General features: G+C 63.0%; 12 protein-coding genes and 3 pseudogenes. 11 read left to right on the top strand and 4 right to left on the bottom strand.

The window, feature by feature from the left end:
- Positions 1–3,216: 3,216 nt before the first annotated feature.
- The 11 genes and pseudogenes from QZ634_RS13070 (at position 3,217) to QZ634_RS13020 (ending at position 17,293) form a co-directional block, all read left to right on the top strand.
- Positions 3,217–3,732 carry a hypothetical protein gene (locus QZ634_RS13070; protein WP_291988997.1) on the top strand — a complete coding sequence of 172 codons (516 nt, stop codon included), beginning with the start codon at positions 3,217–3,219 and terminating at the stop codon, positions 3,730–3,732.
- 5,728 nt (positions 3,733–9,460) lie between these two features.
- Positions 9,461–9,890 (top strand): annotated as a pseudogene (locus QZ634_RS13065) (glutathione synthase); the annotation flags it as partial.
- Entirely contained in the window at positions 9,868–10,959 is a 1,092-nt protein-coding gene (locus tag QZ634_RS21555) for an FAD:protein FMN transferase (RefSeq protein WP_366145397.1), read from the top strand. The pseudogene QZ634_RS13065 and the gene QZ634_RS21555, both read left to right, overlap by 23 nt.
- Positions 10,960–10,989: 30 nt before the next feature.
- Positions 10,990–11,379 carry a PTS fructose transporter subunit IIA gene (locus tag QZ634_RS13055; protein ID WP_291989024.1) on the top strand — a complete coding sequence of 130 codons (390 nt, stop codon included), beginning with the start codon at positions 10,990–10,992 and terminating at the stop codon, positions 11,377–11,379.
- A gap of 25 nt (positions 11,380–11,404) precedes the next feature.
- Positions 11,405–11,673, top strand: a pseudogene (locus QZ634_RS13050) (HPr family phosphocarrier protein).
- A pseudogene (locus tag QZ634_RS13045) lies at positions 11,670–12,317 on the top strand (phosphoenolpyruvate-utilizing N-terminal domain-containing protein); the annotation flags it as partial. The pseudogenes QZ634_RS13050 and QZ634_RS13045, both read left to right, overlap by 4 nt.
- Before the next feature lie 98 nt (positions 12,318–12,415).
- On the top strand, positions 12,416–13,423 hold the full coding sequence (gene ptsP / locus QZ634_RS13040; protein WP_366145398.1) for a phosphoenolpyruvate--protein phosphotransferase: 1,008 nt from the start codon (positions 12,416–12,418) through the stop codon (positions 13,421–13,423).
- Positions 13,424–13,588: 165 nt separating this feature from the next.
- Entirely contained in the window at positions 13,589–14,716 is a 1,128-nt protein-coding gene (locus QZ634_RS13035) for a homoserine O-acetyltransferase (RefSeq protein ID WP_291988995.1), read from the top strand.
- Positions 14,713–15,336, top strand: coding sequence for a methionine biosynthesis protein MetW (metW, locus tag QZ634_RS13030; RefSeq protein WP_291988993.1), 624 nt, complete (start codon positions 14,713–14,715; stop codon positions 15,334–15,336). Before QZ634_RS13035 ends, metW begins: the two co-directional genes overlap by 4 nt.
- Positions 15,337–15,371: 35 nt before the next feature.
- Positions 15,372–16,595 carry an AmpG family muropeptide MFS transporter gene (locus tag QZ634_RS13025; RefSeq protein ID WP_291989020.1) on the top strand — a complete coding sequence of 408 codons (1,224 nt, stop codon included), beginning with the start codon at positions 15,372–15,374 and terminating at the stop codon, positions 16,593–16,595.
- Positions 16,562–17,293, top strand: a complete 732-nt coding sequence (locus QZ634_RS13020) for a uracil-DNA glycosylase family protein (RefSeq protein ID WP_291988991.1) — start codon at positions 16,562–16,564, stop codon at positions 17,291–17,293. Before QZ634_RS13025 ends, QZ634_RS13020 begins: the two co-directional genes overlap by 34 nt.
- Positions 17,294–17,375: 82 nt before the next feature.
- On the opposite strand, the gene QZ634_RS13015 is transcribed toward QZ634_RS13020, so the two are convergent.
- The 4 genes from QZ634_RS13015 to QZ634_RS13000 all read right to left on the bottom strand — a co-directional run bounded on the left by QZ634_RS13015 (position 17,376) and on the right by QZ634_RS13000 (position 19,468).
- On the bottom strand, positions 17,376–17,702 hold the full coding sequence (locus QZ634_RS13015; protein ID WP_291988989.1) for a YqjK-like family protein: 327 nt from the start codon (positions 17,700–17,702) through the stop codon (positions 17,376–17,378).
- Positions 17,683–18,102, bottom strand: coding sequence for a phage holin family protein (locus QZ634_RS13010; protein ID WP_291988986.1), 420 nt, complete (start codon positions 18,100–18,102; stop codon positions 17,683–17,685). Before QZ634_RS13010 ends, QZ634_RS13015 begins: the two co-directional genes overlap by 20 nt.
- Positions 18,103–18,117: 15 nt before the next feature.
- Positions 18,118–18,441 (bottom strand): DUF883 family protein, encoded by a 324-nt coding sequence (locus tag QZ634_RS13005; protein WP_291988984.1) that lies wholly within the window; start codon positions 18,439–18,441, stop codon positions 18,118–18,120.
- Between the two features lie 238 nt (positions 18,442–18,679).
- Positions 18,680–19,468 (bottom strand): exodeoxyribonuclease III, encoded by a 789-nt coding sequence (locus QZ634_RS13000; protein WP_291988982.1) that lies wholly within the window; start codon positions 19,466–19,468, stop codon positions 18,680–18,682.
- Positions 19,469–19,482: the final 14 nt, after the last annotated feature.

Here is a 19,482-nt window from a genome sequence, read left to right as displayed (position 1 = left end):
CACCATGCGCCGATGGCGACGTGTTGCCGTCCTTGAGTGAGTGTGTGCGACGGCGTTGATGACGGGAATGCTGTGCCAGCCGTTCGCGGACGAAACGAAGACTCGAACTCGGGGCAGCAGCGACTCCATCATCGCGAAGAACCGCCTACATAGAGCGGCGACCATCGACGACCTGCCCTGCCACTCGTTTCATTGTGAGCAGGGCCATGCAGGTCCCGATAAAAGCCCCACGCGCGGCGATCGAGTAGGCCCATAGGAAATGCCCGTCTTGACCGGGGACGCATCAGGAAGCCGCGTGACGAGCGCAAGCCACCCCATCGACTCGCCGATGGCCGCCGAAGCCGGGCGTTGCGCCACGAGGTCCGCTTCTGGGCCAAAGCCCGAGAGACGCTAGCATGACCAGGCCCGGGGTGATGCGAGAGCTTTCCCAGCCCAGGCGAGTTTTCGAGGAAGCCGGGGGGAAGTTCTCGGCGGCGATATCGGCCTCGGCGACCAGTTATGAACGATTTCGCGGCCAGCGGGCATGTGAGATTGATGCTCACCGATTTCTTGTGCGCGACTGCAAGTACACCACAGCGAGGTGCCTTCGTGAGGCTTGCGCAATTGAGCAAGGGGTCGCCGCAAGGCGGGCGATGCGATCTTGATCACCTCGGCGCCGAATCGGCCATGATCCGGCCGCGAAGGGACCGGCGATCAGGCTGCAGAGTTCGATGACCTTCAGGGCCGATCATGGGTTTGGGGCGATGTTGTCATGCGTTTTTAGGCTCCCCTTGGAGCTGTGCGCGACAAAGTCGCTCAGCTTTCCTCGAATACCAGGGTGAGCTGCTTCAACGCTCAACGCAGCGATAGGCGGTCCGAAATCCCTTCAGCTATAATCGCCCTATTTTGGATCAGGAAAGCCCGCATGGGCAATCGCTCTCAAAAATCGTACCGCAACGGCGACGCCGGCACCACCGGTCTCGGCGACGGGAGCGGGTAGCCAAGGACAGCTTTGCGATCGAGAACATGTGCCAGGCGACGAGCTCAACTCGGTCATCGGCTGCTATGACCGAAATATGCCGGACGCCATCCGGAGGCCTGGACCCGGCATCCAGCACGACCTTTCGATCTCGGCGGCGAAATTGTGATTCCGGGACTGGGGAGCATGATCGGCGAGGCGCAGATCACTCGACTCGAAGCACCGAGTGTCGAGGCAGTCTTTCAACAGATGATCTCTCGAGCTCAAGGACTTAAATCATGCAGGTGGACACGGGCCGCCTGCATTCGCGCATCTGGCGCGCACCGTCCTGTCGTCGCGCCGAGAGCAGATGTTAATCGGGCGGCCACAGGCAGGTCTCGACTTGCGCGCAAGATTGAATCGCCTGTCAGATCTGATGTTAGTCCCTGGGCCGTGCGCTGACAAGGCGCCGGTTAGCAGCGACGTGATGGGGGATGCTGCAGGGCATGGGAATCGCAGCGGCGATCCCTGAACGCCGGCATCACTATCGAGGGGGAGGGCGACATGGCGATCGGCGAGTAAGTCCTCACAACGGCCAAAACAGTGCGCGGCGCTTTGCAGCTGATCGAAGGCCGCTCATCGAGCGACTCTCGATAGCCTCAGACGCGAGCAGCCAGAGGTTCACGGGAAACCGCGAGCGTCACCGGCATCGGAAGACGCAAGACCGAGGTCTCAGCGCGGGCCAGTCGATCGCCTGCCTTGATATTTGCAGAGCGAAAGACCTGAGCGCCTACGTGGCGGTCCGATCAAACTGCAGCTCACCGTGTTGACACCCGAGCAACTCGCGGAGAAATTATGGTGGTCGAGCGTGAGCGAGTCAAGGTACGCATCGATGTGTCCTTCCCGGTGGCACCGTCCTGATACGATTGCCGAAGGGCGTGCGCAAGGCAGCGCTCGCCGAGCGATGATGATATGACCAGCTTCACTCGACCGTCGGTGATGAACTACCGGCTGGCGCAAGGGGGCGTCGGACTGATGAATCCGGCCACCATCTGCGTTCGTGATTTTCCCGGGGACTGACGATCGCGCGCATTGCGGCTGGCAGGAGCCGGCGGAAGGCGGCAGGGCCAGCGTACACCAGAGCGGCGAGGAAAAGAGCGCTCCCCGGGCAGATCCCCCCCGATTGCTTCGCCGATTCGGTAGACACATACGCAGCATCGATACGCTAGGGCGGCAGGCTTTCTCGGGTTCTTTTTTTGCCCCGAGGCGGGAGCTGCAAGGCTGCCGCCGCGCCGGCCACAGAACCTGCTGCGAAGCAGGCTTGCCACTACGAAAAAAGTCCCTGACCGCCCGCGGCCCAACGCGCGGGCGGCTGCTGGAGAAACTCACTGTAATGAGCTACACCGCCGAATAGATCGCCGTTTCAAGGGGAATGGAGCCGGTTGCGCCATCGTCCCGGGATGTATACGCGCACGATTGCCCCCTGCACATTCATCCAGGAAGCGATACGGACAATGTCCGCCGACGAGGCGCGGGGAGGGCTTCTGCAAACGAATCACCGGTGACCCTGCACAGGCGACCAATCGGTCCGTGTCGCGGGACGACGGGCGCTGGTATTCCGGTCGAGATCATCCGCTCGAACAGGTGACGACGGTCGTTGCTGTCAACGGCTGCACGCGGGCGGCAAGTTCAACAAGGATGAGCGCGAATCTGGCGAGCGCTTCTAGGGTGGCTCTTGCCGGGGATGGGCGTTTCGGGACCAAACGCGCGGTCGACCACGCGCTCGAAGTCGAGTGGGCGCGACGGCGGGCGGCAAAGCATGGCTTTCGCTGCGGTGGTAACTGGATCGAGCCGCTGCAGCGGGGCGGCCCCGATGCGCCCAAAAAGAACCAGCGGCACGCGTCTGCGCGCCTTGGACCGGGACGCGAGTTTCCTCGATTCGCCGCTGATACAGCTGCCGCAACTCGAACGACTGTGCGCAGCAAGGCGCTGCTGATGCCGGGTCTGCAGGTTTGCACGGAGCGTCAGGGCGGCGCGAGTACTTGATGTGGTTCGCGATGGCATGTGCAGTAACTGAGCGAGCAGATAGACGGCGAAAGGTCGCGCGTTTTCAGCGGCGAGGAGAAGTATGCCGCCAAGGGCGACGAAGAACTTCCGGTCGGTTCGGGCGCGGTGGGCGATCTGCTGGAACAGCCGACGCAGCCTGGGCGCGAATACCTACGTCACCGGATCCGGGACCACCCTCCGCGGTACGCAAGAGGCCGGTCGCGGCAGGCGACGTGGACGCGGTGAAGAGTTTTTCCGATCACATGCGATGTGCCCAAGCGGTCAAAACTGGACGGCCGCCCGAAGACGTCTTTTTCACGCGCAATGTTCGTGCCGCCGGTGAGCATGCTGCGATCCTCGTTTCAGGGACAGACCAAGGAGCGCCTGAATTCCGCGACGCGGTGGCGCGGGTGGGAAGCGCAGTGCTGCTGTGGATCACCCTTGGAATTGTGGATCAAACGAACAATCAGGATGCGCGCAAGAAGATCACCGAAATATGGCCATCCGTGCCGCGAAGGCGCGTTCGCGGCCCGGACAGAAAGTCGAGAAAACGCCAGCAGATCGGGAGTGGCCATTCTGCAGGGCAAGCATGGCTAATGCCAGAGCGATGGACACGCGCCGCAACGAGAATATTTCTCGTCGAAGGCGATTCCGAGGCCCGGTTCGGCGAATGGGCGCGGACAAGGAGCTGCAGGCGAGCCTGCCGCTGCGCGGCAAAGGTGCTGAAATACCTTTTTGGGAGGTCGTAGCGGCAGCTGTTATTCGCACCGGCCGAGGTGCATTGACAGTTGCGGGTTGCCATGGGCATCGGATCGCATCGGCGAGCGCGCCAGCGCGGTATGAACAAATCTGAGTTACGGAAAGGTGGTGATCATGACGATGCCGACGGTCGATGCTACGCAGCATACCGCGTCCTGCGGCACGCTTTTCGTACCGTCATTTACCGATACGAAGCTGAATGCCAGCGGGACATTTGTACTTGCTGCAACCGCCGCCGCTGTTTCGACTCGGACGTTCCCGGCCAGGGCAAGAATAGCCCGCGCGCCACGCAAAGTTGTACGCACTCGATAGCGACGAACTGCGCGGCGGACCCTCGAATCGGCTGCGACTAGAAGGCATCAAGCCGTAGGATGCGGTTGTTACGCGCTTCAAGGGCCTGGGCGAAATGAATTCCGAGCTAACTGCTGGGAGACCACCATGTCGCCACGACACGCGGCCCTGAGCGCATCCGCATGCGGGGCAGTCGCGGGGCGCAGCCGAGGTTGTTGGTGAGACATGTTGATTGGCAAGAGCGAGTCGCGGGTCGGCGGGCGGGTGGAAGACAATGGCGCGCTGATCGGTGCAGTAAATTTGGCGGGTAGAGCCGAACGTGATAAAAGGACGAAGTCGACTCCAGACCTGTTTGCCAAACACCGCGGACGCAAGCGTCTGCCGCCGTTGCCGCCAGGGTGTGGGCGCACCGCCGGCCGGCAGTTGATGCGACGATGGCTGGCGATTGGTGACGACCCAGCATCATGCTGCATCGGATGGATGGGGAAGACAAGGCCAGCTCCGGCTGGCGCGCGACGACCTCGAAGTACGCGATTGTCCGTTGTCAGCGGCCGTGCGCTGCCGGACCGTAAGGACGTGCTGAAGCCGGTGCGGGCAGATCCAGGGGTGCTGGTGCGATGCGCGAACTTCGGGACTGTCGGCGAACCGCAAGCACGCGACTCAAGTCGGGCGGTGTCGTAGGAGCCGTCATCGGCAAGTACACCCGGCATTGGTTATACTAGGGCACATAAGACGCGATGGGTGCGCGTCCGCGCAGCCGCTGCATGCATGCGCCCCCGATGGTCGACGGGGGCTCAGGGCAAATTTCGGCTTCGCGCCGATGGCGAGCAACGCTGGGCAGTCGATTGAGCTCACCACGCGAAGCGCGCCTGAAGCGGATCGCGAGGGCCGCTGCTTCGGCCGAACTGGGGCGAAAGGCACGGTGCGAAAAGTCCTCCCTGCCCAAACTACGGACGGCTCTTTAGAAAGAACCGGCATTCATTGGCCAGGCGCGGGCCCTGCCTTCTGTGGCTCACGGGTGGGGGCTGATGCGATGCGTCGGGAATCGCCGCGGAATGCCACGAATGCCGGCGCACAGAACCGCGAGGGTCGCGCGGCGGCCCAAGTCTACAAGAGATCGAGCATTCCGGGCGGGGGTCGTCGAGAGAGGAACTCCGGACGGGTGCCGGAGAACACGATTGATCGGGTGTGGACAGGGCCAGATCATTCACTCAGGAACCGCCGATATTGCCGGCGCTTACGCAGTGGGCCGCGGCCCAGCACTGCGCAGAGGCGGGCGCGCTCGGATCCGAAGAAATGGCGCGCGGCGCGCCTGGCAAATGGGTGTTCACCGAGCTGCCACCGGCGTCTCATCGGCCAAGGTGCTCGCCGAATCGGCACGTTCTGCTCAACCCGCAGCCGCTTAGGCAGGGAAAGAAGGCCGTCGAAGAGCGTGGCGCGCTAAGACCTGATGGCTCGCAGCTCGACCGCGCGACAGAAGCGTCGGGCAAGGTATACGGACATCGGCTGGTTTTGAAACCGAGCATGTTCGCGCATCGACAGAACAAGGAATTCGTGGCATGCTGCTCTGCGCATACCAGCCTCGAAAACCTCGGCGACAAAATCAGAACTGGGGAGGTCCCGGCTCGATAGGCGGGCCGTGCCAGAAATCGGTGGTCGACTCTGAGCGGTGAGTGGTGTGACCTTTCAGTCTGCGGACGGTCTACCGGCGCAACCGAGTCCGCTTGCAGTAAAGCCGACGACCGAGCCATATTCTACGAGGACGGACTCGTCTCCGAACATAGACGAAGTGATCCGCATCATCCGCGAATCACCCGACGACCCCGGAAGGCAGCGCTGATGCGCGCGCGTCATCCTCTCGGATCGGAAGGACGAGGATTATCCGCGAAAATGCGCCGCGCCAGTGGCAGCGACTAGAGGGGAATCCGCCCGAGCAGGAGCGGCAAGCGGCCCCCGCCCCCCCCCCCCCGGTGAAGCGCGAGGGCTTGCTGAAGAGGCTAGAAGGACACGCTGCTGCGCCGGAAGGTGATCAGGGAAATCAAGGACGGTATGACGGGGAGAACGCGCACGCGCGGAGGGCGATTCATCAAACCGCGGTTCACCGCTTCGCGCGCAGAGGAAGAGGCGGCCCGGAGCCGACGAGCCGGTGACGGTTGATCATTTCGAGAAAGGATGGGCCGGGGTCGCAGGGCAAGGCCTTGACCTCCGGGGTTCTGTTCAAGACGGAGACCGCAGTGACGGTTCGGCCGCAGGAGGTTCGTTCGGCGAATCGCTGGTGATCTCTCCACCGAGGGCCGCGCCTCACCTGTTGCCGGGCCAGCTGCCCGATGGCCGTGGCATGGGGGAGCCAGCTGGTCGTCTGTACGCGAGCTGGGGTAGCGGCAGGGATGCGCATCAAGTGATTCACTGCCGCACGACGAAGCAATGGGCATAGAGCGCCAAGAAGACGGTCGCGGCTATGCTTAAAATCTGCAAGCAACAAATATGGCGCATCTGCTCTCGCGCCAGAAAGCCGGCAAGGCTTTCCTCGCCCGTCGAAGACGGGCGACGATTGCCGCTGCTGGGTCAGGTAGCCAGGATATTGGCGGAAACTTTCGGCAGAAGGCCGCATGTCTGAAAATTTACTCGCTCGAACAGATGAAGCGCCTGAGCAGCGGCAAGGAGTCAAGGCATCATTTAGGCCTGCACGGCGAACGACATCGCTGCGCGCGGTGGTGCTCACCCTGGGAGTTCGGGTGACGATCAGTGGGAACGGCGCGCAGCGGGCCGAAAGACGTGACTTTTACGACAAGATGCCAATCAGCCAGCGCGCCCGCCGGGTTAGGCGGGGGGCAGATCCACTAAAGTGACGCTGGGAGGCCTATCCGGAGTGATGATGGCCAAGGAGACAGAATGATGAAGCGAACAGCAGTCTTGACCAGGGCGGAGCGTGCTTGGCGTATGGCTCGTGTCGGAGGTCACTTTGGTGCTTGCCGAAGAGACTTGCTGGAGGACCACCTGAGTGGAAGATGATCGGGCGCAATTCACAGATTGTGGCGATAGCTTTCCGACGCGGGCAGGTGCCGGAGGAGGCCGCCCCCCACAATGCCAACGTAAGTAGGCCAGAAAACGGTGGTGCAGGCGGCAGCTTTGGTCTGGAGCAGGAGGTTCCCGTCGCAGTTTCGCTTCTGCCTGGCCGGCCGACCGGCCCGATCACGCTGCCGGCCAAACGGCCGAATCAGCATGGTGGTGTTATCGAAAGATACTCGATCTGAGTAATGACCGCGCGTCATCAGAATGTGGGCGCGGCCCAACAATAAAATGGTGTACCTGGCGATCAGCGCAAGTGACGACAGGGCGCCCGGCGAACAGCATTGCGACCGTTCGGTAATGCGCTGGGGCGACAGTTGATGAGGGTCGTGCTGGCGACCGGGGGGTGGCTGGTGGCAGTAAAGTGATTGTCGCCTGCGCAGCCCGACTACGATGTATGTCAGCGCTGCTGGGGCAGGGATTCACTCCGCAGGCGATTAGTAGAGGCGATGCTGGCGCTGAGTCCGCAACCGCTGGCAGGACGGCTCGATCCGGCCTGGGGACGGTGCTCCTGCAGCATTTTCCTTGGCCGGGTGGGCTCGAGATCGATGAACGGATGCGCCCCACGGGGAGCAACGGGTATGGAATTCTTGCGCTGCCGGAGAACGCGGCGTTTGCGCCACCATCATCGGCAAACCCACCCTACGTGGCCGCTATCAGGAAATTGTGCCGGACGCCGGATTTTTGAACTAGACAGAGGAGGGCTCGAGGGCGCGGCCAATCTTTTATCTGTTCTTCATCGAGCGAAGTGCCAGTGCGCATTCTGGCGCAGGTCGGTGAAGTGGTATCCATTCACGCAGACGTGATCGCTCAGGCGACTCGGCGGTGCCGCTAAATAGCTTGATGCATGCGGACCGGAACGCATCACCGACTTCGTCGACCTGGGCGGACTCGCGCTCTTTTGCCGAGGTCACACCCAAACTGCGCGATCTGGCGTTGAACCCGACAATTTTTCGCGCAGTACGCGCTACGCCGGCAGGGTGTGCGGCGAAGGAATGGCACGGCCTGGGAAAGAATGCAGTGGGAGCGAGCGTCACTTCGTCGAAAGCGGAGGGCACACTGCTGTTATCGCGCCGGTTGGACTTCCGCTTTGCACCTGAGGCGAATCGCATTCGGTCAAGGTTGGTGCCGGTGTCCTGCTGCCGACGATCTGGACGCACAGCGAGGCGTACGTAACCGAAGCTTTGTCTGCTCGCGCGACGGTGGCCACTGGGCCACCGGCGGGAGGCTGTGGTGACCAACCCGGTGCGCCGCCGCCCGCGGCGCTGATGGCGAAAAAGGAGAGTCTTGATCTCGCACGCCGAATCAAGGTCCTTCGATGGTCCAACTCGGTGGTTGCCGTGGGGCGTGGGCCTAATCATCAGTCGCCGCGATAGTACGGAACGGGGTCTATGGTAAACAAACCAAGAAGCGTCGTCCGCAGCCGTTCATGTAGCATCGCTGCAAATGCAATACGATTGGCTCAGGTTACTGGGAGATTTCCCCACGTCATCAGCGGCGTTCGACGGGGTGGCGCTGGCGGCGGCCTGAACAAGCGTCGATGGGCCGACGGCATGTCTGCGACGGTCGCTTTGTTACCCGAGCGCAGCCCGAACAGGACGCCGCTTCCCGAGTCTTCGTACCTTCCTGAGTGGCTGCGGTGTAAGATCGCGGATCGAAGCATATGCGTGCTTGCGGCAGGCGCGCCGAATGTGTCACGCCGACGGGGCGTCGCCCCGGATGCAAAAATCGGCCGCTGTGTTCGAGTTCGAACAAACGGCACCCTGGAGGAGAACCTCTATGCGTATAAGCATTCGTGTCGATCCCTTGTAGCCCTCGGCGGAGGAGTACCAAAGACATCCAGCACGCATTGATGAGTGCCAGCGCAGGGCCGGACAAGCGGGAGACCCCTAAAGTCGCCGTCTATGTGGCAAGTCAGCAGTCAATCGATCAACTGGTCGGCGTGAAAGGGGGATGTGCCGAGGCGGTGCATTGGAAATGCTCGCGACTGACGACTGTGTTCGTCGAGGGGGGGGGGGGTGGTTGATCGCCATGTCGTTGGCTGCGCGATTTCAGTGTCCGAGGCATGATGAGACACAAGACTACGCCCTTCCCGACGCCGATTACGTGACCCAGTACCTGGTTGCTGGAGAGCGGACGAGGCAGAGGGGGGTGAGCGCGTTTTCAATCGGCCGCGCGCGCTGAGCCGATCATTCCGAGACGTTGTAGGTGAGAGTTGTTCGCAGTTTGCGGTACACGGCGGGGTGGCGCGTTCTGAAGGCGTGAATCCGGCGTTGCGACCCTCGAGCGGGATACGATCAATAAAGCCCTCGGTGGCGAATGGCGCCGGAAGCGAGTTGGGTTTCGGGTGCGGTCACCGATGACCCGATCGCAAACGTGATCATCGAGACCCTGACCCACCATGGTGCGCGTACGATCATGGCGCAGCGCTATATTCCGGAGATCAGCGACGGTGACAAGCGCATCCTGATCGTCGGTGGCGAAGTTCGTTCCCTATTGCCTGGCGCGCATTCCCAAGCCCGGCGAGACGCGCGGCAATCTGGCCGTCGGCGGCCGTGGCGTGGCGCGCGAACTGAGTGCGCGCGACCCGCGAAATCCGACCACGCTGGCGCCAGTGCTGGCGGCGCGCGGTTTGTTTTCGTCGGTCCTCGACGTCATCGGCGACTGGCTGACCGAGATCAACATCACCAGCCCGACGTGCATCGTCGAAATCGCCGAGCAGACCGGCTTTGACGCGGCCGAATTGTTCGTGGCGGCGCTGGAACGTGAGTGCGCAGCTGCCGCCTAGTTCTCCTTTTCGCGCTGGCTTGCCTTCTTGCTGCCTGCGCGCGGGCGCCGCTGCACCAGCAGCAGGCTTTCGTTTTCGGTACCCGTGTCGAGATTTTGATGCCGGTCTTCCCGAGGCCGCGGCACGTCCGGCGGCGGCCGCCGTGCTGCGCGAGTTCGACCGTCTGCACCGTCGCTATCACGCCTGGCAGCCTTCCGAGCTGAGCGGCCTGAATCAGGCCCTGGCCGCCGGCCGGACGGCGTCGGTGACGCCGGAAATGGCCGGCCTGCTGGCCCACGCGCAGCCGTTTCTCGCTGCTCAGCGAAGGGCTTTTCGACCCCGGGATCGGCGCCTTGATCGCGCTGTGGGGTTTTCAGTCCGACGATTTGCCGGCGAGCTTGCCGGACGCCGATACGCGGCTGCTGGCGAGCGGCGCCAGCGGGTGTCGCTGACCTGCAACTCGACGAGCTCCAGGTCAGTAGCCGCAACACCCGGCTGGCGCTTTGATTTTCGGGGCTACCTCAAGGGCGTGGCGCTGGACCGCGCAGCGAGCATCCTCAAGGCGCAGGGCGTGCACCAATGCATTGATCAATATTGGCGGCAATGTGCTGGCGCTCGGCAGCAAGAATGGCGAGCGCTGGCGGGTGGGTATCCCGCACCCGCTGCCAGCCGGGTCCGCTGGCGACGGTCGAACTCGACGATGGCGAGGCGATTGGCACTTCTTGGCGATTACCAGCGCTATTTCGAGATCGACGGCCGGCGCTACTGCCACCTGCTCGATCCGCGCAGCGCCGAGCCGGTGAGGCACACGCAGGCGCGACCGTACTGGTCAGCCGACGTGCCGACGCTGGAACGCTCTCCGACGTCGCCTCCAAGCCGCTGTTCATTGCCGGCGCCGACTGGCCGCGTCTGGCGCGTCGGCTGCAGCTGCAGCAGGTTCTCAGGGTCGATGCCGAAGGCCGGGTGCAGGTCAGTCGCGCGCTGCACGCTCGCCTCGATTACGTCGGCGGCGAGCCGCAGGCGCTCGAAGTCCTGCCATGAGCCGTTCACCGATCCTGTGGAGAGTGCCCAGGGGCGCGGAATCGCTTAGAATGGCGGCCTGTTTTGACGGGTGGGCGCAATGATCGGCATTCTTCTGATAACGCACGGCTGTTTTGGCGAAAGCCTGATTCAGAACGTTTGTCATGTCCTCAACAAACGTCCGCCACTAATCGCACAATTTGGCGTCGCACCACAGGACGACCCGCTCGACATCCTGCCGCGGGCGCGCCTGCTGCTCGAGGAAGTCGACGGCGGCGAAGGGGTGGTGGTGATGACCGACATCTTTGGCGCGACGCCGGCCAATCTGGCGCTCAAACTGCTTCGGCCCGGCCACATCGAAGGTGTTTCCGGTCTGAGCCTGCCGATGCTGCTGCGCGCGCTGACCTATCGCGACAAGGGCATGGAAACCATTCTTCAGAAGGCCGTCAGTGGTGCTCACGATGGCGTGATGAAGCTGCCCACACCCTAGCCGCTGACGACGATCGGAGCCGCGAATGGTACGTGCTGAAACAGTCATTCTCAACAAGCGGGCCTGCACGCGCGTGCCTCGGCGAAGCTGACCCAGCTGGCCAGCAGCTTTGACAGCGACGTGTGGATGGAGAAGGGCGCCCGTCGCATCAACGCCAAAAGCATCATGGGGGTGATGATGCTCGCTGCGGGCAAGGGATCGACGGTCATTGTCGAGACGACGGGCAACGACGAGCAGGCGGCCAGCGAGGCCATTCTGGCTCTGGTTGCCGAAAGATTTGGCGAGGCGGAATGAGTTCCAACATGAGTTTTACGCTGCATGGCCTGCCGGTTTCCGGCGGCATAGCGATCGGTCAGGGCGCATCTGATGTCGCACGCGACACTCGAGGTCTCGCACCTGGTCATCTCGCCGCGCCTGTAGACCGGGAGGTCGCACGCTTCGAGGTCGCGCTGGAGCGCGTCCGCGAGGAGTTTGCCAGCCTGAAGGAGCGCATGCAGCATGCGCCTGGCGAGTTCGGCGCGTTCATCGACCTGCATACGATGATTCTCGCCGATCCGGAGCTTGCCGAGACGCCCAAGCAACTGATTCGCGAACGTCGCTGCAACGCCGAATGGGCGCTGGTGCAGCAGATGGAAGTGCTGGTGGGGCAGTTCGAGAGCTTTGAAGACCAGTACCTGCGCGAGCGCAGCTACGACGTGCGCCAGGTCGTCGAACGGGTGATCAAGGAGCTCGTCGGGCAGCCCGGGCGAATGGCGATGCGCACCGGCAAGGGAGTCAAGGAAGAGGATCTGATCGTCGTGGCGCACGATCTCTCGCCAGCGGACGTCATCGCCTACAAGGAGCACCATTTCGCGGCCTTCGTCACCGACGTTGGCGGCTCGACCTCGCACACGGCGATTCTTGCGCGCAGCCTGCGCATCCCGGCGGTGCTTGGCCTGCACAATGCCCGGCAACTGATCCGCGACAAGGAAAACCTGATTGTCGATGGCACGCGCGGCGTGCTGATCGTCAATCCCGATCCGCGCATCCTCGACGAATACCGACTCAGAAAAGTCAGATCGAGCTCGAACGCACCAAGCTCAGGCGTCTCAAGACGGCAAAGTCGTCGACGCTCGACGGTGTCGATATCGCGCTGCATGCCAATATCGAGCTGCCCGGAGACGTTGCCAATGCGCTCGATGGTGGCGCCGAAGGGGTCGGCCTGTTTCGCAGCGAGTTCCTGTTTCTCGACCGCGGCGACATGCCGACCGAAAACGAACAGTTCGAGGCCTACCGAACGGTGGTCAAGGGCATGATCGGCCGCCCGGTCACCATCCGTACTTTCGATCTCGGTTACGACAAGGACCTGCATCCGGAGAAAGTCGCCGGGGAGCGCATGCAAAGCAATCCGGCGCTCGGCCTGCGCGCGATCCGGCTGTCGCTCGCCGAATCGAAGATGTTCCAGACGCAGTTGCGCGCCATCCTGCGCGCATCGCACTTCGGCAAGATCAAGTTGCTGATTCCGATGCTTTCGCAGGCGCACGAGATCGACCAGACGCTGGCGGCCATCGAGCGCGCGAAGGCGACCCTGCGCGGCGAGAACTGCCCGTTCGACGAGGCGATCGAAGTCGGGGCGATGATCGAGATCCCGGCTGCAGCGCTGGCGGTCGGACTCTTTCTGCGCCGCCTTCACTTCCTGTCGATCGGTACCAACGACCTGATTCAGTACACGCTGGCCATCGATCGCAGCGACGAGCAGGTGGCACACCTCTACGATCCGTTGCATCCGGCCGTCCTGATGCTCCTGGCGCACACCATCGCCAGTGCCGAAAAGGTGCACATCCCGGTTTCCATCTGTGGCGAACTGGCCGGCGACCCCCAGCTGACGCGCCTGCTGCTGGGGATGGGCCTGCGCCAGTTTTCGATGCATCCGGCGCAGATCCTGTCGGTCAAGCAGCGCATCATGCAGAGCAACTGTGCGGAGCTGGCGCCGATCGTTCGCCGTTTGCTGCGCCACGAGGAGCCCGGGAAGATACGCGAGCAGCTCGACAAACTCAACGCCTGAATTGACTTTTTCGCAGGCTGCGGGTAACTTTCGCGGCCTTGGCGCCGATTTGAACGATCAGCTTGCGGGCGCCCTATAAATACGGCTAAAGCGCGGCACGCCCGGTCCGCCTTGCCAGCTGACTGGGTTTTTTTTTCTCCTGCCTCGGTTACTCAAACGATCGCGATGTCACCAGAGAACTCTGTCGGACTCGTTACGCCGCAGCGCGTGCGCTTCGACACGCCGCTGACACTGAAGAGCGGTGCAGTGCTGCCCGGTTTCGAGCTCGCCTACGAAAGCTATGGCACGCTCAACGCGGACCATTCCAACGCCGTGCTGGTCTGCCATGCGCTGGCCGGCAGTCACCACGTCGCCGGCTTCTATGCCGACGATCGCGAGAACATCGGCTGGTGGGACAACCTGGTCGGACCCGGCAAGCCACTCGATACCAACAAGTTCTTTGTCATCGGGGTCAACAATCTGGGCGGTTGCTACGGTTCGACCGGCCCGCTGTCGATCAAGCCGGAGACCGGCAAGCGCTACGGCGCTGATTTTCCCCTGGTCACCGTCGAGGACTGGGTCGCAGCGCAAGCCAGGCTGGCCGACCATCTGGGCATCGACACCTGGGCGGCAGTGCTTGGCGGCAGCCTCGGTGGCATGCAGGCGCTCGAATGGTCGTTGCAGTTCCCCGACCGCATCCGGCACGCGATGGTCATCGCTTCGGCACCCAAGCTTTCGGCGCAGAACATCGCCTTCAACGAGGTGGCGCGGCAGGCGATCATCTCCGATCCGGATTTCCATGGCGGGCACTACGCCGAACACGGGGTGTTGCCGACGCGTGGCTTGCGGCTGGCGCGAATGGTTGGCCATATCACCTATCTCTCGGATAGTCAGATGGCCGAGAAGTTTGGTCGGCAGCTGCGCCATGGCGAGCACAAGTTCAGCTACGACGTGGACTTCGAAATCGAGTCCTACCTGCGCTATCAGGGCAACAAGTTCGCCGCTTTCTTCGACGCCAATACCTATTTGATGATGACCAAGGCGCTCGACTACTTCGACCCCGCCTACGCCTACGCCGGGCACCTGCCGAGCGCCCTGGCACGTGCCAAGGCGAGGTTCTTCGTCGCCAGCTTTTCGACCGACTGGCGTTTTGCACCGGCGCGTTCACGGGAAATCGTCTTCGCGCTGCTGCAGAACCGCCTGCGCGTCGTGTATGCGGAGATCGACTGCGACGCCGGCCACGATTCCTTCCTCCTCGACGATCAGCATTATCACGCCCTGCTGCGCGCCTATCTGGAGAACATCGCCGTATGACCGAGCACGAGAGGAGAGTCAAGGCCGAGCAGCGCGAGCGCTTCGATTTCGCGGTGATCGCGAACTGGCTGCAACCCGGCGAGCGCGTTCTCGACCTTGGTTGTGGCGACGGCAGGTTGTTGCGTTACCTCGACGAGACGCGCGATGTGACCGGCTATGGCGTCGAAATCGACCAGGAAAGCGTTCTCGGCTGTATTCGCAACGGCGTCGACGTGATCCAGATGAACATCGAATCCGGCCTGCAGGGCTTCGAGGACCACTCTTTCGATCGCGCGATCATTTCGCAGGCCTTGCAGACCATGCATACCACCGAGCGCATTCTCAGCGAGATGTTGCGCGTCGCTCACGAAGCGGTGGTCAGCTTCCCGAACTTCGCTTACCGCAGCAACCGCGCGGCGATTGCCGCCGGGCACATGCCGGTCTCCGAGGATCTGCCCTACGACTGGTTCGACACTCCGAACGTGCGCTTTTTCACGATCGTCGATTTCGAAGACCTGTGTGGCCGGCTCGGTATCGAGATTCGTGAGCGTCTGGCCTTCGACGAGGCTGGCCGGGAGGTGGCCGACGACCCGAACCTGAACGGCAGCCTGGCTTTCTATCGGCTCGGACGAAAATCTTGACGCCTGACTGGTTGCGCCTGCTGCTGACGCGGCGGATGCTCATCTGTGTGTTCACCGGGTTCAGTTCAGGTTTGCCACTGTACCTCTTGCTGAACCTGCTTCCGGCCTGGCTGCGCAGTGACGGCGTCGACCTCAAGATCATCGGTTTCTTCGCCCTGATCCAGTTTCCCTATACCTGGAAATTTCTCTGGGCGCCGCTGCTCGATCGCTATCGCCTGCCGCTCGGTCGCCGACGGGGCTGGATGCTGGTTTCGCAGATTGGCCTGCTCTTGTCGATCGGTCTGCTTGGCGGCTTCTCGCCGGCGACCAATCTGACGCCGGTGATCTGGCTCTCGGTCGCGCTGGCCTTCCTTTCGGCGACGCAGGATGTCGCCCTGGATGCCTTTCGCCGCGAAATTCTACATGACGAAGAACTCGGGCTTGGCAACGCCGTGCATGTCAATGCCTACCGGATCGCGGGACTGGTGCCGGGATCGCTGTCGCTGATCCTGGCCGACCTGATTCCCTGGGCGCAGGTCTTCTGGATTACCGCCGCCTTCATGGTTCCCGGGATGGTGATGGTGTTGCTGGTCGACGAACCGCTCGCGGCAGCGTCCCCCAAGACCCTGCGCGCAGCGGTCATCGAGCCCTTTCACGAATTCATTGGCCGCAAAGGCTGGCTGGGAGCCGCGCTGGTTCTTGGCTTCATCTTTCTCTACAAGCTTGGCGATTCGCTGGCCACCAGCCTGTCGACGCCGTTCTACCTCGACCTCGGCTACAGCATGACCGACATCGGTGTGATCGCCAAGCACGCTGGCCTGTGGCCGGCGGTATTTGGCGGCCTGCTTGGCGGTCTGTGGATGGTGCGCCTGGGTATCAACCGCGCACTTTGGCTGTTCGGCGTGGTGCAGATGGCGACCATTCTCGGTTTCGCCTGGTTGGCCTGGCGCGGCGTGCAGCCGAGCATCGAGGGCATTGATCGAGTGGCGCTGGCGAGCGTCATCGCCGCCGAGTACCTGGGGGTCGGGCTTGGTACGGCAGCGTTTACGGCGTTCATCGCGCGGGCCACGAACCCGGCGTTTACCGCCACCCAGTTCGCCTTGTTCACCAGCCTGGCGGCCGTTCCGCGCACCTTCATCAACGCCACGGCTGGCGCACTGGTCGAGTCGCTGGGCTGGGTGAGCTTCTTCTTCCTGTGTTTCGGGCTGGCGCTCCCGGGCATGCTGTTGCTCTTGAAAGTCGCTCCATGGAACGAGACACCGGCGTCGCCGAAACACTGATCGCTGCCGCCCGACAGCTGTCGGCAGGGCTCGCCGCGTTGCGCTTTTCTCCGCCGGTCAGCCATACCTACGACCCGCTGACTTACGCCTGGGCGGCGCATGAGATGTACCTGCGGCGCTATGCTGTCGGCCGTCGCCGGGTGCTGTTTCTCGGCATGAATCCCGGCCCTTTCGGGATGGTCCAGTGCGGTGTGCCTTTCGGCGAGATTGCGATGGTGCGCGATTGGCTGGGAATCGTGGCGACCGTTGAGAAGCCGGCGCTGGAGAATCCCTGGCGGCCGATCGAAGGATTCGCCTGCACGCGTTCAGAGGTCAGCGGGCGGCGCCTGTGGGGATTGTTCCGCGACCGTTTTGGCTGCGCCGAGCGCTTCTTTGCCGATCATTTTGTCGCCAATTACTGTCCCCTGGCCTTCTTTGAGCGTGCTCGCAATCTCACCCCGGACAAGTTGCCCGCCGAAGAGGGAGCGGCCTTGCGTGCCGCCTGCGATAGCCACCTGCGGACCGTGGTCGCCGCTCTGCAGCCGGAATGGGTGATTGGCGTCGGCGCTTTTGCCGAGGCGCGGGCGCTGGCGGCACTGGCCGGGACAGGCGTCAAGATCGGGCGAGTGCTGCATCCGAGTCCGGCCAGCCCGGCGGCCAACCGTGGCTGGGCGGAAGCCGCCAACCGGCAGCTTGTTGCGCTTGGCGTCTGGCCGTGAAGGCACCGCGGTGTGGCGCGGCGCTGCCGGCCGGGCTGACGACCACGCTGACGGCCTTGGCGGCCGCCCTGGGTGCCGCTAGCTACGGTCGCTGGCGAGCGAGTACGCCAAGATCGGTCAACTGTCGGCGCAGCGCGCTCAGGGCGCGCCAGGCGAAGTAGCCACGTTTGCTCCAGCGCCACACGCGGCCGGGTTTGACGACGATCAGCAGAGCGACGCCGACGGCGACGATTTCGGGGTGTTGTTTGAGGTAAGCGGTGCCCTGGCGAACGCTAGTGATTGCGCGATCGGCGGTGTGCAGGGTTCCAGCAACGGGCTGCAGGTCGCGAGCCAGTATTTGTCGCTGGTTGCTGATGCGCTCGATCAGTCGGCCGCGCTCGACGGCGATGTCAATCAGCTCTTGATTCATCGCCGGCCGTGCGTTTCAGTTGGCGAAGATCCTCTTCGAGTTGGGCCAGGCTGGCTGCGAAAAGATGATCGGGTCGGCGCATGGCCCGCTGCAGGGCCAGGTAGGCAAGGCCACTGCCAGCAATGAACAGCACGCTGCCCGAGGCCAGGATGACGACGCGCTGGTCCCAGTACACGATGACCAGCAAACCCACCAGCAGAATCGTGCCCAGTGCCAGGCAGAAGGCCAGCATCTGCGAGAGGAGGAGCAGACGGACGGCGCGCAGCTTTTCCTCCTTGAGCTCATTGCCCAGGAGTTCGAGCCGCGTCCGTCCGGTGCCGAGCAGTGCAAGCGCAGCATTCCTGGCACCGGCGAGCAGGCCGCTGCGGCCGTTCCCAGCGCTGACCCCTGTGTCGCTCATGGCGCTGGGCTATGCCTAGCGGCGACTGATGAGCGCACCGAGCAGCAGGCCGACGAAGGCCGCGACGCCGACGGCTCGCCACGGATTCTCGTGCACGAAGTCGTCGGTGGCACGTGCCGCTGCCTTGGTTCTATCGACGACCGCCACTTCAGCATCGGCCAGGCGAAGCTTGGCGTCGCGCAGGCTCTCGCCAATACGTTCGCGCAGGTCGCCCATCTTCTCGCCGGCAACGCCGGCGGTGGCGCGCAGAATTTCCTCTGCGTCGGAAACCACGATCTTCATGTCGGAGACCAGCTTCTGTTTGCTGGCGGTGGAAAGTTCGCTGTTGACGTCGGGCATGGTAGACCTCGCAGTAGAAAGTGATCAGGAAAAGAGGGGCAGGGCAATGGCGATGCAGGAATAGGAAAGTGCGAAGAGCGAAGAGCGAAGAGGAGTCGTGGCCCGGCAAACGATTCATCATGGATGTTTCAGATTATAGAACTACGCACTCAAGATCAATGCACGCTCGCAAAAGACATAGTCTCCTGCCCTGAGCGCCAAGGGCATGTGCCCGGCGCTCCTGGGGTCTGCAGGGGCTTTACCCGTGAAGGTCGAAATTGTAGTCGATGGTCAGCGGCGCATGATCACTGAAGCGCTGCTGCTTATAGACCGCGGCGCTCGTGGCCGTTGCGGCGATGGCCGCGGTGGCGAGCTGGTAGTCGAGTCGCCAGCCGACGTTGTTGGCCCATGCCTGGCCGCGGTTCGACCACCAGGTGTACCCTTCCTCGCCAATGGTCGGGTGCAATCGCCGGTACACGTCGCACCAGCCTCCGTCATCCATTAAGCGGCTTACCCAGGCGCGCTCGGCGGGCAGAAATCCCGAGTTCTTGCGGTTGCTCCGCCAGTTCCGCAGGTCGATTTCCTGGTGGGCGATGTTCCAGTCCGCGCAAACGATGACCTCCTGCCCGCTACGGGCGAGCGCGCGCAGATGCGGGTCGATCAAGGCCATGAAGCGGTATTTTGCTTCCTGTCGTAACTCGGAACTGGAGCCGGAGGGCTGATACAGCGAGACAATCGACAGCCTGCCAAAATCGGCACGCAGATAGCGTCCCTCGGCGTCGAACTCGCTGCTGCCGAGCATGTCGCTGATCCGTTCGGGCTTCTTGCGGCACCACAGGCCGACGCCGCTGTAGCCTTTCTTCTCCGCGCAGCGGTAGTAGGCATGGAAACCGTCGGGGGCCTGCATTTCGTCGCTGAGGTCTGCGTGTTGAGCCTTGAGTTCCTGCAGGCAGATGATGTCAGCATTCTGCGCGCTGGCCCAGGGAAGAACTCCCTTGCGCCAGGCCGAGCGAATGCCGTTGAGATTCAGGGTAATGATGCGTAACATAGGGCACCGGGCCG

The sequence above is a fragment of the Candidatus Accumulibacter sp. ACC007 genome (genome assembly GCF_907163205.1).
Lineage (GTDB): Bacteria > Pseudomonadota > Gammaproteobacteria > Burkholderiales > Rhodocyclaceae > Accumulibacter > Accumulibacter regalis.
This window is presented reverse-complemented; position numbering and strand designations above follow the sequence as displayed.

What these genes read in the sequence shown, in the direction of transcription:
- QZ634_RS13055 (WP_291989024.1), top strand. Translation starts at nt 10,990, where the DNA reads ATGATCGGCATTCTTCTGATAACGCACGGCTGTTTTGGCGAAAGCCTG.
- QZ634_RS13035 (WP_291988995.1), top strand. Translation starts at nt 13,589, where the DNA reads ATGTCACCAGAGAACTCTGTCGGACTCGTTACGCCGCAGCGCGTGCGC.
- metW (WP_291988993.1), top strand. Translation starts at nt 14,713, where the DNA reads ATGACCGAGCACGAGAGGAGAGTCAAGGCCGAGCAGCGCGAGCGCTTC.
- QZ634_RS13025 (WP_291989020.1), top strand. Translation starts at nt 15,372, where the DNA reads ATGCTCATCTGTGTGTTCACCGGGTTCAGTTCAGGTTTGCCACTGTAC.
- QZ634_RS13020 (WP_291988991.1), top strand. Translation starts at nt 16,562, where the DNA reads ATGGAACGAGACACCGGCGTCGCCGAAACACTGATCGCTGCCGCCCGA.
- QZ634_RS13015 (WP_291988989.1), bottom strand. Translation starts at nt 17,702, where the DNA reads ATGAATCAAGAGCTGATTGACATCGCCGTCGAGCGCGGCCGACTGATC.
- QZ634_RS13010 (WP_291988986.1), bottom strand. Translation starts at nt 18,102, where the DNA reads ATGAGCGACACAGGGGTCAGCGCTGGGAACGGCCGCAGCGGCCTGCTC.
- QZ634_RS13005 (WP_291988984.1), bottom strand. Translation starts at nt 18,441, where the DNA reads ATGCCCGACGTCAACAGCGAACTTTCCACCGCCAGCAAACAGAAGCTG.
- QZ634_RS13000 (WP_291988982.1), bottom strand. Translation starts at nt 19,468, where the DNA reads ATGTTACGCATCATTACCCTGAATCTCAACGGCATTCGCTCGGCCTGG.